This is a genomic window from Cellulomonas sp. Marseille-Q8402 (assembly GCF_965119525.1).
In genome coordinates this window covers 1,418,598-1,435,162 of sequence record NZ_CBCPLX010000002.1, presented here as the reverse complement: position 1 = coordinate 1,435,162, position 16,565 = coordinate 1,418,598, and the positions used below count along the sequence as shown (strand labels likewise).

The window sequence follows — 16,565 nt, the reverse complement described above, 5'->3', positions numbered from 1 at the left end:
CCTTCGCTCGCCGGCCGGCGTGCCCGGCCCGGGAGCCATCCTCCGCCATCGGCCGGCCGGTGGTCAGCGACCGCGCTCGCCCGCGGCGCGGCGCGCCTGCTCCCGGCACGTGGTCAGGTCCGCGAGCACGGCGGCCACCGGGTCGACGACCCGCTGCCGCGCCACCGCACCGACCGCCGCGAGCAGCCTGGTCCGGGCCGCGCGGGCGCGCCGGCCCGCAGCCACCCGGGCGAGGACGGCAGCCAGCAGGGCGAGCAGCACCCCGGCGAGCAGCCCGCCGAGCAGCAGCGCCGTCGGGACGGGCAGCGGCCCCCACACCGGCGTCTCCGGCTCGGGCAGCCGCAGGTAGGCCATACCGGCGAGGAGCGCCAGCCACAGTGCGCCCGCGACCGCCGCGGCGAGCAGCACCCACTGCAGGACGCCGGCCGCGCGCGCCCAGGCCGGTGCCCGGTCGGGCAGCAGGGTCGTCCCGCCGACGGCGCGGTCCAGGTCGTCGGCCAGGTCCGCGGTGCCGACGCGCGCCCGGGCGTCCAGCGCCCAGGCGTCCGGGACGTCGGCGGTCGCGGCGTCCACGTAGCGGCGGACCGCAGCGCCGGCGGCGGCGCGGGTGGCGGGGCCGGCCGAGGGCAGCGACGTCCGCTCGGTGCCGTCCGCGGACGCGGCACCGGTCCCGAGGTGCAGGCGGCGCAGCGGGTCGGGGCGGAACCGCGCGAGCCACCGGACCGGCGGCCAGCCGGCCCGCGCCGTCGCCCGGCGGACGCTCGCGGCGCGCACCGCACCGACGACCAGCGGCACGCCTGCCGCCTCGCCCAGCGCGTCCACCAGGGCGTCCTCGCGAGGGGCGCCCTGCCTCCCGGGCCGCCGACGACCCGGGCCCGCTCCGTCGCACGCGTCCAGCACCCGGCGCGCGGCGACCTCGACGTCCGCCTCCCACCGGCGCGTCGCGGCCCGGCGCCGGTCGGCGGCCTCGTCCAGCAGCCCGGCCAGCACGTCGAGCCCCTGCCCCGTGCGCGCCGAGACCGCGAGCGCCCGCACCCCGGGCAGCCCGTCCTCGGCGGCGAGCCGGCGGAGGTCGGCCAGCACCGCGTCGACCTCCGCCGGGGCGAGGCGGTCGGCCTGGTTCAGGACCAGCACCACGACGTCGGCGTGCCGGGCCAGCGCGCGCAGGTACCGCTCGTGCAGCGCGGCGTCGGCGTACTTCTGCGGGTCGACGACCCACACCAGCAGGTCCACCCGCTCCATCAGGTGCTCGGAGCGGACCCGGTGCTCCAGGACGACCGAGTCGTGGTCCGGCAGGTCGAGCAGCACCAGCCCGCCGCCGGGCGTGCGGCCCGCGGCGGCGGCGACCTCGTGCCGGCTGCGGACGCCCAGCCAGTCGAGCAGCGGCCCGGCACCGGGTCCGCGCACCGCCGCGAGGCCCTCCGACGTGGTCGGCCGCTGCACCCCGGTGCGGGCCAGCTCCTCACCGACCAGGGCGTTGAACAGCGTCGACTTGCCCGAGCCCGTCGCCCCGGCGAGCGCCACCACCGTGTGCTCGGCCGACAGCGCGGCCCGCTCGGCGGCGTGCACGACCACGGCGCGGGCGGACGCCACGACGGGGTCGGGCAGCCGTCCGTCCCCCGCGTCGAGCGCCGCCGCCAGCGCGTCCACGCGGTCCCGCAGCGACGGGCTCATCCGGCGTCCCCGCGGCCGAGCAGGCGACGCCAGAACCCCGGGCGGGCGGGCTCCGTCGCGGCGGCCTCCCCGGCCGGGCTCCCCGTGGCACCGCCGGCGCGCCACCGGTCGGCGCCCCGCAGGCTCGACGTGCCCGATCCAGGGGCGCCGTCGTCCTGCCGCACCGCTGCCACCCGCCCCGCACGCTCGGCCCGTGCGGCGTCCTGGACGGCGAGCGCCGCGGCGCGGAGCCCCGCACCCCCGGCGACCGTCAGCGCGTCGAGCTGCGCCGTGTACCGGGCGGACTCCGCCGCCAGCACCTGCCGCACGCGCGTGTCGAGCCGCTCACGCGCCGTGGTGGTCAGCCGGCGCACCGCGTCGTCGCCGAACACCGCCTCCAGCAGCTTCTGCGCCACGACGGCCGTGCCACCGGCGATCCCCACCTCGACGCCGGTGAGCCCGCCCGTGGACGCGAACGCCAGCACCATCAGGCTCACGCCGAGCGCGTTCACCCCGAACGACAGCGCCCGCGCTGTCCCCCGCTTCTGCACGCCCTGCTCGCGGACCAGGTCCAGCACGTCGGACTGCCACGCCCGGATCTGCTGCTCCACCTCGCCGCGCAGCGTCGCCGACGACCGCGACAGGTCCAGGTCCGGCAGCAGCGCCGCCCCCGCCGGGTCGCCCCGCCACGCGGCGTGCGTGCGCTCGGCCGCGCCGTCGGCGGCGTCGAGGACCACGGCGGCCAGCCCGTGCGCGATCGCCTGCTCCACGGGCGGCGCCGCCGGCCGGCCGCGCACGAACCCGACCACCCGGTCCCGCAGCCGCCCCACCTGGTGCTCGACCGACCGCAGCAGCTCGCCCGTCCCCACGAACTCCTGCCACCGGGCCAGCACCTCGCCGCGCAGCATCGCGCCGTCCGACGTCGCGGCCTCGACCTGCCCGGCAGCCTCCGCGTACGCGCGGGTCACGGCGTCGCGCAGCCGGGCGTCGGCGACCACCTGCTCGTCCCCCGCGGCCGCGAGCAGCAGCGCCCGGCGGCCCAGGTCGTCGACGACCCCGTCCCGCGTCAGCAGGGCGACCCGCTGCCGCGCCTCCGCGTCGGACAGCCCGGACAACCAGGCGGCGACCTCCCCGACGGCCCGCTCGGGCAGCAGCCCGTCCTCGCCGAGGCCCTCCTCGACGGCGAACAGCGGCGCGTCGGCCAGCCCGGCGGCGTCCATCATCCGGCGCAGGTCGGTGACGGCCGCCTCCGCGCCCGGGTCGACGCGGTCGACCACCAGCGCCACCTGCGCGTGCCGCCGGGCCGCGCCGTCCAGCAGGTCCCACGGCACGGCGTCGGCGTACCGGGCCGCCGTGGTGACGAACAGCCAGAGGTCGGCGGCGGCGAGCAGCTGCGCGGCGAGCTGCCGGTTCGCGGTCTCCACCGAGTCGACGTCCGGGGCGTCCAGCAGCGCCAGCCCGCGGGGCAGCGCGGGACTCGGCACCAGGCGCACCGCGCCGGCGCCGCCCTCGGCGGGAGCGCTGGTGTCGCGCGGGGCGGGGTGGCGCGGGGCGGGGTCGCGCGGGGCGGGGTCGCGCGGGGCGGGGTTGCGCGGGCCGGCGTCGCGCGGGCCGGTGATGCGGGCGAGGGCGGGCAGCACCCGGTCACCCGCGAACCACCGCGCGTCGAGAGGGTGGTGCACCAGGACCGGCGACCGCGTGGTGGGCCGCAGCACGCCGGGATCGGTCACCCGCTCGCCGAGCAACGAGTTCACCAGCGTCGACTTGCCCGCCCCCGTGGAGCCGCCGACGACGACCAGCAGCGGCGCCCCGCCCGCCCGCAGGCGCGGCAGCAGGTAGTCGTCGAGCCTGGCCCAGCGCGGCGGTCCGGTCGGCGCGCGCCTCGGCTGCGCCCGGGGCGTCCAGCGGCAGCGCGAGGTCGCGCAGCCGCGCGTGCAGGCGGTCGAGGGCGTCGACCAGCGCCGCGTCCGCGCCGGTCACCGTGGCCGGAGCCGGCGTCGGGGTGTCGTCGACCATGCGCCCATCCTGCCGCCCGCCCGCCCGCCGCGCCCGACCACCCACCCGCGGCCCGCCGTGCCGCCACCGGCCGTGCCCTTCCCCCGCCCGCGACGTCACTCCCGAGCCCCGAGGTCGTCATCCGTGCACGAGGTCGTCATGTACACGTGACGACCTCGTGCACGTATGACGACCTCAGCGGGCGTGGGACGCAGGCGCTCGCCGGTCCCGGACGCGGGCCGGCCGCCGTCCCCGGGTGGGGCGGCGGCCGGTCGGGTCGTGCGGGTGCGAGCTCAGTCGCGCGTGAGCTTGCGGTAGGTCACGCGGTGCGGGCGCGCGGCGTCGGCGCCGAGGCGGGCGACCTTGTTCTCCTCGTAGGAGGCGAAGTTGCCCTCGAACCAGTACCAGCTGGACGGGTTCTCCTCGGTGCCCTCGTAGGCCAGGATGTGCGTCGCCACCCGGTCGAGGAACCACCGGTCGTGGGACACCACGACGGCGCAGCCGGGGAACTCGAGCAGCGCGTTCTCCAGCGAGCCGAGGGTCTCGACGTCGAGGTCGTTGGTGGGCTCGTCGAGCAGCAGCAGGTTGCCGCCCTGCTTGAGCGTGAGCGCGAGGTTCAGGCGGTTGCGCTCACCACCGGACAGCACGCCCGCGGGCTTCTGCTGGTCCGGGCCCTTGAAGCCGAACGAGGCGACGTAGGCACGGGACGGCATCTCGACGTTGCCGACCTTGATGAAGTCGAGTCCGTCGGAGACGACCTCCCACAGGGTCTTCTTCGGGTCGATGCCGCCGCGGGACTGGTCGACGTAGGAGATGGAGACGGTCTCGCCGACCTTGAGGTCGCCGCCGTCCAGGGGCTCCATGCCGACGATCGTCTTGAAGAGCGTGGTCTTGCCGACGCCGTTCGGGCCGATGACGCCGACGATGCCGTTGCGCGGCAGCGTGAAGCTCAGGCCGTCGATCAGCTTGCGGTCGTCGAAGCCCTTCTCCAGGTCGTGGGCCTCGAGCACGACCGAGCCCAGGCGCGGGCCAGGCGGGATCTGGATCTCCTCGAAGTCCAGCTTCCGGGTGCGGTCGGCCTCGGCCGCCATCTCCTCGTAGCGGGCCAGACGGGCCTTGGACTTCGCCTGGCGGCCCTTGGCGCTGGACCGGACCCACTCGAGCTCGTCCTTGAGGCGCTTGGCGAGCTTGGCGTCCTTCTTGCCCTGGACCTCCATGCGCGCGGCCTTCTTCTCCAGGTACGTGGAGTAGTTGCCCTCGTAGGGGTACAGGCGACCGCGGTCGACCTCGCAGATCCACTCGGCGACGTGGTCGAGGAAGTACCGGTCGTGGGTGACGGCGAGCACGGCGCCGGGGTACGTCGCCAGGTGCTGCTCGAGCCACAGCACGCTCTCGGCGTCCAGGTGGTTGGTCGGCTCGTCGAGCAGCAGCAGGTCGGGCTTCTCCAGCAGGAGCTTGCAGAGCGCGACGCGACGGCGCTCGCCACCGGAGAGGACCGTGACGTCCGCGTCCGGCGGCGGGCAGCGCAGCGCGTCCATCGCCTGCTCGAGCTGGGCGTCGAGGTCCCAGGCGTCGGCGGCGTCGATGGCCTCCTGCAGCACGCCCATCTCGGCGAGGAGGGCGTCGAAGTCGGCGTCCGGCTCGGCCATCAGAGCCGAGATCTCGTTGAAGCGGTCGATCTTGCCCTTGATCTCGGCGACGCCCTCCTGGACGTTGCCGAGGACGGTCTTCTCCTCGTTCAGCGGCGGCTCCTGCTGGAGGATGCCGACCGTGAAGCCGGGGCTGAGGCGCGCCTCGCCGTTGGAGGGCTGGTCCAGCCCGGCCATGATCTTGAGGATGGTCGACTTGCCGGCGCCGTTGGGGCCGACGACGCCGATCTTGGCGCCGGGCAGGAAGTTCAGCGAGACGTCGTCGAGGATGACCTTGTCGCCGTGCGCCTTCCGCGCCTTGTACATGCTGTAGATGAACTCAGCCACTGGCTCTTCGTCCGCCTCGGTGCTCGTCGGTGCTCGGATGTCGTGCGCGACCCGTCGTGGGCGACCGGGCCCGCACCTGCGCGCTCGATGAGCGGAGCGCGCGGGCGGGCGGCGCCGGGCGACGTCGCGATCACCCAGCCTAGGCGATCGGCGCCCCGGTGACACGGTCCCCCGGGTCGTCGTCCTCCAGCACCACCGCCCCCGTGAGGTCCACCGGTCCGCCCTGCCCCGCGCTGCCCTCGCCGGGACCTGCGCCGTCGCCGCCCGGTGCTGCCCCGGTGGCGGGCGCCGCGCCCGCCCCGGGCCCGTGCACGGTGCGCGTGAACCGGGACGTGCCGCGGTTCATGTCGTACCCGACCGAGTCCGCGGTGATCTCCCCCGTCGTCCGGTGCTGCCCCTCGGGCGTCACCCAGTCGACGAGCCGCAGCCGCCCGTGCACCAGCACCGGCTCGCCCCGTCGCACGCACTCCGCGACGTTGAGCGCCAGCTGCCGGAACGCCTTGACCGTGAACCAGCTGGTGCCGCCGTCCACGTAGGCGTCCTGCTCCCGGTCGTACACCCGCGGGGTGCTGGCGAGCCGGAACCGCGTGAACGGCACCTGCCCCTCGTCCCCGCGGTAGCAGGTGGGGTCGCTGCCCACCAGGCCGACCACCGTCACCGCGAGCTCGTTGACCGCCATGCGTCCTCCTCGTCCGTGCCGGCACCTGGTCGGGCCGGCGGTAGGACGACGGTGGCGGACCCCCGCGCCGCGCCGCTCGGGCCGGGGGCCGGAGCTGGGGACGACGCGCACGTCGGCGGCCTGTGGAGGACCCGGCACCGCGTGATCGCGGGCTCAGCCCTGCCGGGCCCCCGCGGCGAGCTCGCGCACCCGGCGGTGGTCCGCCAGGACGGCCGAGGTCGGCTCCGCGAGGCAGGTGCGTGCGACGCCCTCGAGCGCCTCCCGCCCGTCCCGGCGCACGCGCTCGGCCCGCCGTACCGCTGCCGACCGGCGCGCGCGCACCGCGAGCACGGCGCACGCCACCGTCAGCACGACCAGCCCGGCCGCGACGGGCCACGCCAGGCGCAGCGCCTCCGCGACCCCGCCGGTGCCGAAGGCCTGCCCGCCGCCGATCGCCGCGGCCACGACGGCGCCGACGCCGAAGACGAACGCGAGGACCGACAGCGTCGCGCCGAGCGCGGACCGCCGCGCGACGACGGCCACCCGGGACAGCGCCTCGTCGGCGGCCGAGCGGATCGCCTCCGGCTCGGCGAGCGCCGCCCGCACGGACTCCGCCCACCTCCGCGGCAGTCGTGCGGTCACGGTGTCGGCCCACTGACCACGTGCCAGGTCCACGGACCCGGGCTGCACGGAGACGAACGACGGCACCGGGTCCTCGCTGCCGCGCACGACGGCGGCGACCGCGTCGGCGATCGCCGGCAGCCCCGCGGCCTGCGCCAGCGTGACCGCGACGGGCGTGACGTCCAGGACGTCGGAGGGCGGCTCGGACTCGGCCACCTCGCCCTCGACCAGCCGGGCCGCGTCGACGATCTCCGCCGACGCGCGGCGTGCCGCGAGGCTCTGCCGTCCGACCACCGACGCGAGCGTGTCGCGCATCTCCGCGACCCCCTCGCCCGTGCGGGCCGAGGTCGCGCGGACCTCGACGCCGGTGAGACCGTCCTCGGCGAGCAGCCGGCCGACGTCCGTGACGATGGCGTCGCGCTGCTCGGCCGGCACCGTGTCCATCTGGTTGAGGACGACGAGCATCGCGCCCTCGTGCCCGACCAGGCGGCGCAGGTACCCGGAGTGCAGGGAGTCGTCGGCGTACTTCTGCGGGTCCACCACCCAGACCAGCAGGTCGGCCATCGGCAGCAGGCGGTCGACCGCCTCGCGGTGCGCCTCTTCGATGGAGTCGTGGTCGGGCAGGTCCATCAGGACGAGCCCGCGCAGCGGCGCCTCGGTCTCGCCGTCGAGCGCGCTCTCCCGCTCGATCCGGCGGTCGGGGTCGACGTCGAGCCAGTCGAGCAGCGCGTCGCCGCCGGTGCCCCACACGCAGGCGGCCGGCTGGGCCGTCGTCGGGCGCTTGACGCCCACCTCCGCGAACTCGAGGCCGGCGACGGCGTTGAACAGGCTCGACTTGCCCGACCCGGTGCCGCCCAGCAGCGCGACGACCGTGTGGTCCACACCGAGCGCGAGCCGGGCGCGGACGCGGTCGCCGATGGCCCGGACGCGTGCGGCGGTCGCCGGGTCGACCCGGTCGCCGGCGACCGCGAGCGCCTCGTCCAGCCGGGTCAGGCGGCGGCGGAGCGCGGCGGTCTCGCCACCGGCGTCGGGCACGGTCGGCACGGTCGGCTCCGTCATGTCAGCCCCTTGATCACGGCGAGGCGCAGCCGGAGCGTCGACGCCGCGTCGGGCGCCAGCTCCGGCCGGTCCAGCACGGCGGCGACGGCGTCCTGCTCCCGCCGGGCCTGGTCGGCGGCGTGCTCGGCGAGCCGGTCGCGCAGCACGGTGACGGCCGCCGTCCCCCGCTCGCCGAGCAGGTCGACGAGCATCCGGTCGGCCGCGTCGAGCCCCGCTGCGGCCGCGAGCGCCAGGGCCGCCAGCCCCTCGTCGCCGAGCGCTCGCCGGGCGGCTGCCGCGCGCTTGGCCGTCCGGCCGGCGGCACGACGGGTGGCGCGGTCGGCCCCGGCGGGCACGGCGACGGGCTCGGTCGTCGTCTCGTTCAGCACGTCGACCGCCCCGGCGACCCACTCGCGGGCGGCGCGCTCGACCTCGCGGGGCCGGTCCGCGGCGCGGTCGGGCGCGGACCACGCCTCCGCGACCGACGCCCCGCCGGCCGGACCGGACGCGAGGGCGTCGCGCAGCGAGCGCTCGGTGGCGGCACCGACCGCGGCCAGCGTCGAGCCGGCGGACGACACGAGGTCCTGCACCAGGGGCAGCACGGCGGTCGCCCGCTCCCGGCCCGTGCGGCGGGACCGGTCGACGCGGCCCGAGCCCCGCAGCACGTCCGACAGCGGCGCGCCGGGCGCGGTCAGCTCGGCCCACCGCGCCTGCGCCGAGCCCTGGGCGACCCCACCGCGGGTGACGGTGCGGCGGGCGTCGTCGGCGGGGGCGCGCACGGCGTCGTCCAGCGCCTCGCGGATCGCCGCGGCCGCGGACGCCTGCCCGTCGACCGCGTCGGCGAGCTCGTCCACCCACGGCCGCAGCGCCGCGAACGACCCGCGCAGCGTGCGGGCCACGACGGTGCGGGCGCGGTCGGGCCCGGCGAGCATCGTCAGCCAGCGGGTGATCGGCGCGACGGTCGCCTGCTCGAGCAGACCCTCGTGCGGGCCGAGGTCCGGCACCACGAACAGCGGCGAGCCCTGCATCCCGTGCCCGCGCAGCCGCTCCAGCAGGTCGCCGCGGACCGTCGGCAGCGAGGCCGGGTCGACGCGGTTGAGCACCATCGCCACCGACGCGCCGCGCTCGGTCGCCCCGCTGAGCACGCGCCACGGCAGCGCGTCGCCGTACCGGGCGGCGGTCGTCACGAACAGCCACAGGTCCGCGGCCTCGAGCAGCCGCCGCGCGGAACGGCGGTTGTCGGCGTCGACGGAGTCCAGGTCGGGTGCGTCCATCAGGGCGATGCCGCGCGGCACCCGCTCGGAGGCGACGACGTCGACCGCGTCCGTCACCGGGTGCTCCGCCATCAGCTCGGCGTCCTCGGGGTGGTGCACCAGCACGGGCCGCCGGGTAGTCGGCCGCAGCACGCCGGCCACGCTCACCTCGGCTCCGACCAGCGAGTTGACCAGCGTCGACTTGCCCGCACCCGTCGACCCCGCGATCACCACGATCGCCGGGGCGGACAGCTGCCGCAGGCGCGGCACCAGGTGGTCGGCGAGCTGGTCCACCAGGCGCGTCCGGGAGGCGCGGCTGGCCTCGACGCCCGGCACCTCCAGCGGGAAGGCGGTGGCGCGGACGTCGCGCTCCAGGTCGGTCAGCGCGTCGAGCAGGGACGTGGCGGCCAGCGGCCGGTCGAGGATGTCCCTCGCGGCCGAGCCTGCCGCCTGCGCGTTCACCCCGTCATCCTCTCGTGTGAACGCGAGGGTGGCCAAACGCCCGCGCCGTGTGACCTGCGGCGGTGTCGCCGGACCGGGTCGCCGGAGAGCAGGCCGCGGGACCGGCCGCCCGCGTAGGCTGGTGCGCCGGACCGGCAGCGCACGCCGCCGGCCCGCGCCTCCATAGCTCAATGGATAGAGCAACGGCCTTCTAATCCGTCGGTTGCAGGTTCGAGTCCTGCTGGGGGCACCGCGCCGACCCGGCACCTCGTCGTCGCCGCTCGAGGCGCCGCCACCCCGACCGGCACGGCTCGGGCGCACGCGCGCCAAGCGCTCGACGCACGGCGGCTCACGACCGGTCGACAGCCTCGGCCGACGTCGTGCTCGACCTCACGGCGGGCACGGTCGACGCGGCACCGTGCCGGCCGGCGCAGCGCGGTGCCCGGTCGCGGGCTCAGTCGTTGATGTCGTCCGGGTTCGGCCCGGGTGTCGTCGGGGCGACGTCCCGCGAGGGGTCCACGGCGTCCGCGCCGCGGCCCTCGGTCGCCTCCCCCTCGTCCAGGTCGTCCGGGTTCGGCCCGGGGCTCGCGGGATGCGCTGCGGAGGACGGGAGTGCCGCCCCCGACTCGTTGCGGGGTCCGGAGCCGGATGCGGGAACCGGTGTGCTCATGACGCTCACTCCCTCGTGACTGCGACGGGCACTGCGTGGGCGCCACGATACGCAGCAGGAGCACCGCTGTCCCGGCGACCGGAGCGCGCCCGGAGCGCGACCGCTCGCCGAGGTCGAGGGTTCCCGCCGAGATCGGCGCGCAGAGGCACCGGTCTGGGCCGGAACCCTCGACCTCGCGGACGAGCCGTCAGACCGCGTCGAACGTCGCCCGGAGCAGGTCCTCGCGCCGGGACGACCGCCCGACCCGGACCTCGAACGCCCCCGGCTCCACGACCCGGTTCCCCGCGGCGTCGACGATCGTGCAGTCCGCCACCGCCAGGTCCAGCGAGACCTCGACGGACGCGCCCGGCGCCACGGGGACCTGCCGGTACGCCTTGAGCTCCTGGTCCGCCCACGACACCGACGTGACCATGTCCGACACGTACAGCTGCACGGTCTCGAGCGCGGGGCGGTTCCCGGTGTTGGTCAGCGTCACGGAGGCCCGCACCGTGTCCCCCACCGAGGCGGACGCCCGGTCCAGCCGCAGGTCCGCGTACTCGACCGTCGTGTAGGACAGCCCCTGCCCGAACGCGAACGCGGGGTCCTGGGTGAGGTCGGCGTACCGGTCGCCGTGCTGGCCGCGGATCTGGTTGTAGTACGTCGGCTGCTGGCCGGCGTGCCGGGCGAACGAGATCGGCAGCCGGCCCGACGGCTCGGTGAGCCCGAGCAGCACCTCGGCGATCGCCGCACCGCCCTGCATGCCCGGGTTCGCGACCCACAGCACCGCGTCGGCCGCGAGCGCCGACGGCGGCAGCACCAGCGGCTTGGACGCCAGCAGCACCACGACCAGCGGCGTGCCGGTGGCGGCCAGCGCGTCGAGCAGCGCGACCTGCCCGCCGACCAGCTCCAGCGTCGCGGTGGACCGGCCCTCCCCGACCAGCTCGATGCGGTCGCCGACGACGGCCACGACGTAGTCCGCGTCCTCGGCCGCGGCGACGGCCTCGGCGATCATCGCGACGTCCGGGGCGACCGGGATGCCGATGTCGGGCCGCGGCTGCCCGTCCGGGTAGAACGCGCCGGCCGGGTCGGGCACGAGGTCGACGATGTCGGCGCCCCGGGTGTGGGACACCGCCCAGCCGACGGGCACCGCGGCGCGCAGGCCGTCCAGGACGGTGACGATCATGTCGCGCGGGTGGCCCTCGGGCAGCCAGTCGGCCTGGCCCGAGTTGCCGGCCCAGTCGCCGAGGGTCGACTCGTGGTCGTCGGCGAGCGGCCCGACCACGGCCACCCGGCGGGGCGTCGCGTCGCCGCCCGTCGCGCGGACGGCGGCCGGGGCGGGCACCCCGCCGCCGTCGACGGCTCGGCCGGCGGCCCCCGGTGCACGGGAGAAGCCGCCCGCCAGCGGCAGCACCCCGGAGTTGCGCAGCAGCACCACGGAGCGCCGCGCCACCTCCAGGTTGAGGTCGGCGTGCGCGGCGGACCCCACCACGGCGGCCTGCGCCTCGGCGTCGGCGTGGCGCGGGTCCTCGAACAGCCCGAGCCGGAACTTCAGCGTGAGGATGCGGGAGACGGCCGCGTCCAGGTCGGACTCGGCCAGCAGCCCCTGCGCGATCGCGTCCAGGGCGCCCTGGTAGAACCCGGGCGTCGTCATCACCATGTCGTTGCCGGCCCGGACCGCGGCCGCGGCGGCGTGGGCGTAGTCGGGCTGGACCTGCTGCTCCCACACCATGCGGCCGACGTTGTCCCAGTCGGTGATGAGCGTGCCGGTGTAGCCCCACTCGCCGCGCAGCACGTCGTTCAGCAGCCAGTCGTTGGTCGTGATCGGGACGCCGTCCATCGTCTGGTAGCCCAGCATGAACGTGGCGCAGCCCTCGCGGGCGACCCGCTCGAACGGCGGCAGGAACCAGGACCGCAGCTTGCGGCGGGAGATGTCGGCCTCGGACGCGTCGCGCCCGCCCTGGGTCTCGGAGTACCCCGCGAAGTGCTTGGCCGTCGCGAGGATCGCCGTGGGGTCGTCCAGGCCGCCGCCCTGGTAGCCGCGGACCATGGCCGAGGCCAGCTCGCCGATCAGGTACGGGTCCTCGCCGAAGGTCTCGTCCACCCGGCCCCACCGCAGGTCGCGCGCGATGCAGAGCACCGGGCTGAACGTCCAGTGCACGCCGGTCGCGGCGGTCTCGACGGCCGTCGCCCGCGCCACCCGCTCGGCCAGGTCGGTGTCCCACGTCGCGGCCGTGCCGAGCTGCGTCGGGAAGATCGTCGCGCCGACGAAGAACGAGTGCCCGTGGATGCAGTCCTCGCCCACGAGCAGCGGGATCCGCAGCCGGGTCTCGGCCGTCAGCGCGTGCGCCCGCACCAGCCGCTCCGGGGAGGTGTGCAGGATCGAGCCGACGTGGGTGCGCAGGACGTGCTCGTCCAGGTCGCCGCGGGCGTCGAGCTGCATCATCTGCCCGACCTTCTCCTCGACGGTCATCCGGGCGAGCAGGTCCTGCACGCGCACGGCGACCGGCTGGGTCGGGTCCTGGTAGGGGGCGGTGGTCGTGACGGTCATCGAGGGTCCTTCTGCAGGGTGTCGGGGTCGGGGGTCGGGGCGGTGCGCACGGCGGTCACCCCGTGCGTCGGCTTCAGCCCGCGCCGGCGCATCGCGCGCGCCCGCTCCCCCGCGGACCGCAGCCGCGGGTTCACGTACTCGTCGATGCCGAAGTTGATCAGCGCCAGGGCCGTGCCGAGCAGCGCGATGCAGAGGCCGGCGGGGACGTACCACCACCAGAAGTCCGGGAACGCGCCGTTCTGCTGCGCCCAGTACAGGATCGTGCCCCAGTTGAGGTTGGTGATCGGGATGACCCCGATGAACGCCAGGGTCGTCAGGCCGAGCACCGCGGCCGTCACCGTGCCCACGAACGACGACGCGATGATCGCGGTGAGGTTCGGCAGCATCTCGACGGCGATGATCCGGTGCAGCGGCTCGCCGTTGGCACGGGCCGCCTGCACGAAGTCGCGGTTGCGCAGCGACATGGTCTGGGCGCGCAGCACCCGGGCGCCCCAGGCCCAGCCGGTGATGGCCAGCACGGCCGCGATCAGCAGCAGGCTCGGGTCCTCGTACTGCGAGGCGACGATGATCATCAGCGGCAGCGCCGGCAGCACCAGGAAGACGTTGGTGAGCGCGGACAGCGACTCGGACCGCCAGCCGGCGACGTAGCCGGCGGTGACGCCGACGACCACGGCGATGACCGTGCCGATCACGCCGGCCGCGAAGCCGACGACCAGCACGCCGCGGGTGCCGTGGACGATCTGGCTCAGCACGTCCTCGCCCATGTGCGTGGTGCCGAGCCAGTGCGCGCCGGACGGCGGCTGCCGCAGGGCGTCGAAGTCCTTGTCGAGCGGCCCGTACGGCGCCAGCAGCGGCCCGACCAGCGCGACCAGGACGAAGAAGCCGAGGACCGCGAGCCCGGTGAGGGACTTGCCGTTGCGGAACATCGCGAAGCCGCGGCCCGCGCCGGCGAGCGCCTGCCGCCACCGGGGAGCGCCGGGCGCCGGCGCGTCGGGGACGGGTGCGGCCGCCGGGGAGCCCGCGGCGATCGAGGTGGGGACGGTCATCGCTCAGGCCTCCATCTGGCGGGTGCGCGGGTCGAGCGCGGCGTAGGCGGCGTCCGCGAGGATGTTCGCGACCAGGACGGTCAACGTGATGACCAGGAACAGCCCCTGCATGAGCGGGTAGTCCTTGGCGGAGGTCGCGTCGAGCAGCAGCTTGCCGACGCCGGGGTAGCTGAACACCAGCTCCATCACCAGGGTGCCCCCGACGATGAACCCGAGCGACAGGGCGAACGAGGACAGCTGCGGCAGCACGGCGTTGCGCGCGGCGTACGCGACGAGCACCCGGCGCTGCGACAGGCCCTTGGCCTCGGCGACGGTGACGTAGTCCTCGTCGAGGACGGTCACCATCATGTTCCGCATCCCCAGCACCCAGCCGCCGAGCGACGCGACGACGATCGTCAGAGCGGGCAGCGTGCCGTGCGCCACCACCTGCCCGAGGAAGTCCAGGCTGAAGGTGGGCACGCTGCCCTTGTCGTAGGCGTGCGACGCGGGGAACCAGCCGAGCGCGGTGGAGAACACCGCGATGGCGATGAGGCCCATCCAGAAGTACGGCACGGTGGAGAAGAACGTCGCGACCGGGACCACGACGTCGGCCCGCGAGCCGCGCCGCCAGCCGATCAGCGCGCCCAGCGACGTGCCGAGGAAGAACGAGAGCACGGTGGCGATGCCGACGAGCCCCACGGTCCACGGCAGCGCGGTCGCGATCACGTCGGTGACCGGGGCGAGGCCCTTGGAGAACGAGCGGCCGAGGTCGCCGGAGAGCAGCAGCCGCCAGTAGTCGAGGTACTGCTGCAGCAGCGACGTGCCGTCGTCCAGCCCGAACAGCGTCCGCAGCGAGTCGGCGGCCTCGGGGCTGATCCGCCCCTGGTTCTTCTGCAGGTAGGCGGAGACCGGGTCGCCCTTCATCATCCGCGGCAGGAAGAAGTTGATGGTGATCGCGGCCCAGGCCGTGAAGAGGTAGAACGCGCCGCGGCGCACGAGGAACCGCACGGGTCAGCTCCTTCCTGCGAAGTGGGCGTCCGGGTCGGGGGACGCGTCGCGCAGGGCGCGGGTGTACGGGTGCTGCGGCCGGAGGATCACGTCATCCGCGGGCCCCTCCTCCACCACGACGCCGTGGTGGAGGACCATGATCCGGTCGCTGAAGTGCCGGGCCGTGGCCAGGTCGTGCGTGATGTAGAGGACGCCGAGGTCGGACTCCCGCTGCAGCTCCGCGAGCAGGTTCAGCACGCCGAGCCGGATCGAGACGTCGAGCATCGACACGGGCTCGTCGGCCACCAGCAGCGCCGGCCGGGACGCGAGCGCCCGGGCGATCGCGACGCGCTGCCGCTGGCCGCCGGACAGCTCGTGGGGACGACGCTCGACGACTCCGGGCTCCAGGTGCACGCGGTCGAGCAGCCGGTGCACCTCGGCGTCGACCTCGTCGCGCGGGACGACGTGGTCGAGCCGCAGCGGGCGCTCCAGGTGGTGCCGGATGGTGTGCGACGGGTTCAGCGAGGCGAACGGGTCCTGGAAGACCATCCGCACCTGCTGCCGGTACCGGCGCAGCCCGCGCCCGCGGGTCGGGATCGGTGCGCCGTCCAGCAGCACGGCGCCGGCCGTGACGCGCTCCAGCTGGGTGAGGATCTTGGCGATCGTCGACTTGCCGGAACCGGACTGGCCGACCAGGGCGATGGTCTGCCCGCTGGTCAGCGTGAAGGAGACGTCGTCCAGCGCGAGCAGGTCCCCGGCGCCGCGGACGCGGTAGCGCTTGGTCACGTGGGCGAGCTCGAGGGTCGTCACGCCGCACCTCCGCGCACGAAGTCGCCCCGCGAGCCGGTCAGCGACGGGAACGACGACAGCAGCCGGCGGGTGTACTCGTGCTGCGCGCCGCGGTAGATGCTCTCGGCGGTGTCGAGCTCGACGACCCGGCCCGCGCGCATGACGGCGATCCGGTCGCTGATCTCGAGCAGCAGCGGCAGGTCGTGCGTGATGAACACGACCGAGAACCCGAGCTCGCGCCGCAGGTCGCTGATCTGCTGGAGGATCTCCCGCTGCACCAGCACGTCGAGGGCCGTCGTCGGCTCGTCCATGATCATCAGCTGCGGGCGCAGCGCGAGCGCCATCGCGATCATCACCCGCTGGCGCATGCCGCCGGACAGCTCGTGCGGGAACGACCGCAACCGGTCCCGGCCGACGCCGACCATGTCGAGCAGCCGGCCGCACTCCTCGACGCGCTCGGCGCGGGACATCCGCGGCCGGTGCGCGACGAACACGTCGCCGAGCTGCTTGCCGACGTCCAGCACGGGGTTCAGCGCGTTCATCGCGCCCTGGAACACCATCGACGCCTTGTCCCAGCGGAACGCGCGCATCTGCGCGTCCGTCAGCCGGTTCAGGTCGATGTCCTCGCCGGACTCGTCGTGGAACACGGCGGTCCCGGCGGTGATCACGGCCGGCGGCTTGAGCAGCCGCTGCACGCCGTAGGCGAGAGTGGTCTTGCCGCAGCCGGACTCGCCGGCCAGACCGAGGATCTCGCCGCGCCGCACGCTGATCGACACGTCGCGCACGGCCTCGACCGGCGGCTCCACGTCGTAGACCACGCTGAAGCCGGAGACGGTCAGCACGTCGTCACTGGTCACTGCTGCTCCTTCGTCGGAGGTGGGGCCGGGGACGGCACCGCCGGCCGGGGCCGCGCGGCCCCGGCCGGCGGTGCG

Annotated in this window: 12 protein-coding genes and 1 tRNA gene; 1 reads left to right on the top strand and 12 read right to left on the bottom strand. The window is 75.7% G+C overall.

All coding sequences use genetic code 11. The features are described from left to right. Window positions 1–63: 63 nt before the first annotated feature. From ACWPWW_RS17575 to ACWPWW_RS17550, 6 genes are all read right to left on the bottom strand, one after another. Window positions 64–1,674 carry a GTPase gene (locus ACWPWW_RS17575; protein WP_454051613.1) on the bottom strand — a complete coding sequence of 537 codons (1,611 nt, stop codon included), beginning with the start codon at window positions 1,672–1,674 and terminating at the stop codon, window positions 64–66. After that, window positions 1,671–3,407 (bottom strand): ABC transporter, encoded by a 1,737-nt coding sequence (locus ACWPWW_RS17570; protein WP_454051612.1) that lies wholly within the window; start codon window positions 3,405–3,407, stop codon window positions 1,671–1,673. Before ACWPWW_RS17570 ends, ACWPWW_RS17575 begins: the two co-directional genes overlap by 4 nt. A 534-nt stretch (window positions 3,408–3,941) precedes the next feature. After that, on the bottom strand, window positions 3,942–5,624 hold the full coding sequence (gene ettA, locus ACWPWW_RS17565; protein ID WP_454051611.1) for an energy-dependent translational throttle protein EttA: 1,683 nt from the start codon (window positions 5,622–5,624) through the stop codon (window positions 3,942–3,944). Window positions 5,625–5,763: 139 nt separating this feature from the next. After that, entirely contained in the window at window positions 5,764–6,303 is a 540-nt protein-coding gene (locus ACWPWW_RS17560; RefSeq protein ID WP_454051610.1) for a single-stranded DNA-binding protein, read from the bottom strand. 153 nt (window positions 6,304–6,456) lie between these two features. Beyond that, the gene (locus ACWPWW_RS17555; protein WP_454051609.1) at window positions 6,457–7,962 is read right to left on the bottom strand and encodes a GTPase; all 1,506 of its coding nucleotides are present in this window, start codon (window positions 7,960–7,962) and stop codon (window positions 6,457–6,459) included. Next, window positions 7,959–9,656: a dynamin family protein gene (locus ACWPWW_RS17550; protein ID WP_454051608.1), complete on the bottom strand. Its 1,698-nt coding sequence runs from the start codon at window positions 9,654–9,656 to the stop codon at window positions 7,959–7,961. Before ACWPWW_RS17550 ends, ACWPWW_RS17555 begins: the two co-directional genes overlap by 4 nt. A 156-nt stretch (window positions 9,657–9,812) precedes the next feature. Between ACWPWW_RS17550 and ACWPWW_RS17545 the strand changes: the two genes are divergently transcribed. Beyond that, window positions 9,813–9,885, top strand: a tRNA-Arg gene (locus ACWPWW_RS17545). A gap of 204 nt (window positions 9,886–10,089) precedes the next feature. Here ACWPWW_RS17545 and ACWPWW_RS17540 read toward each other — a convergent pair. From ACWPWW_RS17540 to ACWPWW_RS17515, 6 genes are all read right to left on the bottom strand, one after another. Beyond that, complete coding sequence (locus tag ACWPWW_RS17540) at window positions 10,090–10,305, bottom strand: hypothetical protein (RefSeq protein WP_454051607.1); 216 nt, start codon at window positions 10,303–10,305, stop codon at window positions 10,090–10,092. Between the two features lie 187 nt (window positions 10,306–10,492). Further along, on the bottom strand, window positions 10,493–12,832 hold the full coding sequence (locus ACWPWW_RS17535) for an exo-beta-d-1,3/1,6-glucosidase (protein WP_454051606.1): 2,340 nt from the start codon (window positions 12,830–12,832) through the stop codon (window positions 10,493–10,495). Continuing rightward, complete coding sequence (locus ACWPWW_RS17530) at window positions 12,829–13,878, bottom strand: ABC transporter permease (RefSeq protein ID WP_454051605.1); 1,050 nt, start codon at window positions 13,876–13,878, stop codon at window positions 12,829–12,831. The genes ACWPWW_RS17535 and ACWPWW_RS17530 overlap by 4 nt, the downstream gene beginning before the upstream one ends. 3 nt (window positions 13,879–13,881) lie before the next feature. Then, window positions 13,882–14,865 carry an ABC transporter permease gene (locus ACWPWW_RS17525; protein WP_454051604.1) on the bottom strand — a complete coding sequence of 328 codons (984 nt, stop codon included), beginning with the start codon at window positions 14,863–14,865 and terminating at the stop codon, window positions 13,882–13,884. A 3-nt stretch (window positions 14,866–14,868) separates the two neighbouring features. Continuing rightward, window positions 14,869–15,654 (bottom strand): ABC transporter ATP-binding protein, encoded by a 786-nt coding sequence (locus ACWPWW_RS17520; RefSeq protein ID WP_454051603.1) that lies wholly within the window; start codon window positions 15,652–15,654, stop codon window positions 14,869–14,871. Continuing rightward, window positions 15,651–16,490 carry an ABC transporter ATP-binding protein gene (locus ACWPWW_RS17515; RefSeq protein ID WP_454051602.1) on the bottom strand — a complete coding sequence of 280 codons (840 nt, stop codon included), beginning with the start codon at window positions 16,488–16,490 and terminating at the stop codon, window positions 15,651–15,653. The genes ACWPWW_RS17520 and ACWPWW_RS17515 overlap by 4 nt, the downstream gene beginning before the upstream one ends. Window positions 16,491–16,565: the final 75 nt, after the last annotated feature.

Bases quoted from the DNA above. Each gene is read 5' to 3' on its own strand.
- ACWPWW_RS17575 (WP_454051613.1), bottom strand. From the start codon at position 1,674: ATGAGCCCGTCGCTGCGGGACCGCGTGGACGCGCTGGCGGCGGCGCTC.
- ACWPWW_RS17555 (WP_454051609.1), bottom strand. From the start codon at position 7,962: ATGACGGAGCCGACCGTGCCGACCGTGCCCGACGCCGGTGGCGAGACC.
- ACWPWW_RS17560 (WP_454051610.1), bottom strand. From the start codon at position 6,303: ATGGCGGTCAACGAGCTCGCGGTGACGGTGGTCGGCCTGGTGGGCAGC.
- ACWPWW_RS17530 (WP_454051605.1), bottom strand. From the start codon at position 13,878: ATGACCGTCCCCACCTCGATCGCCGCGGGCTCCCCGGCGGCCGCACCC.
- ACWPWW_RS17540 (WP_454051607.1), bottom strand. From the start codon at position 10,305: ATGAGCACACCGGTTCCCGCATCCGGCTCCGGACCCCGCAACGAGTCG.
- ACWPWW_RS17535 (WP_454051606.1), bottom strand. From the start codon at position 12,832: ATGACCGTCACGACCACCGCCCCCTACCAGGACCCGACCCAGCCGGTC.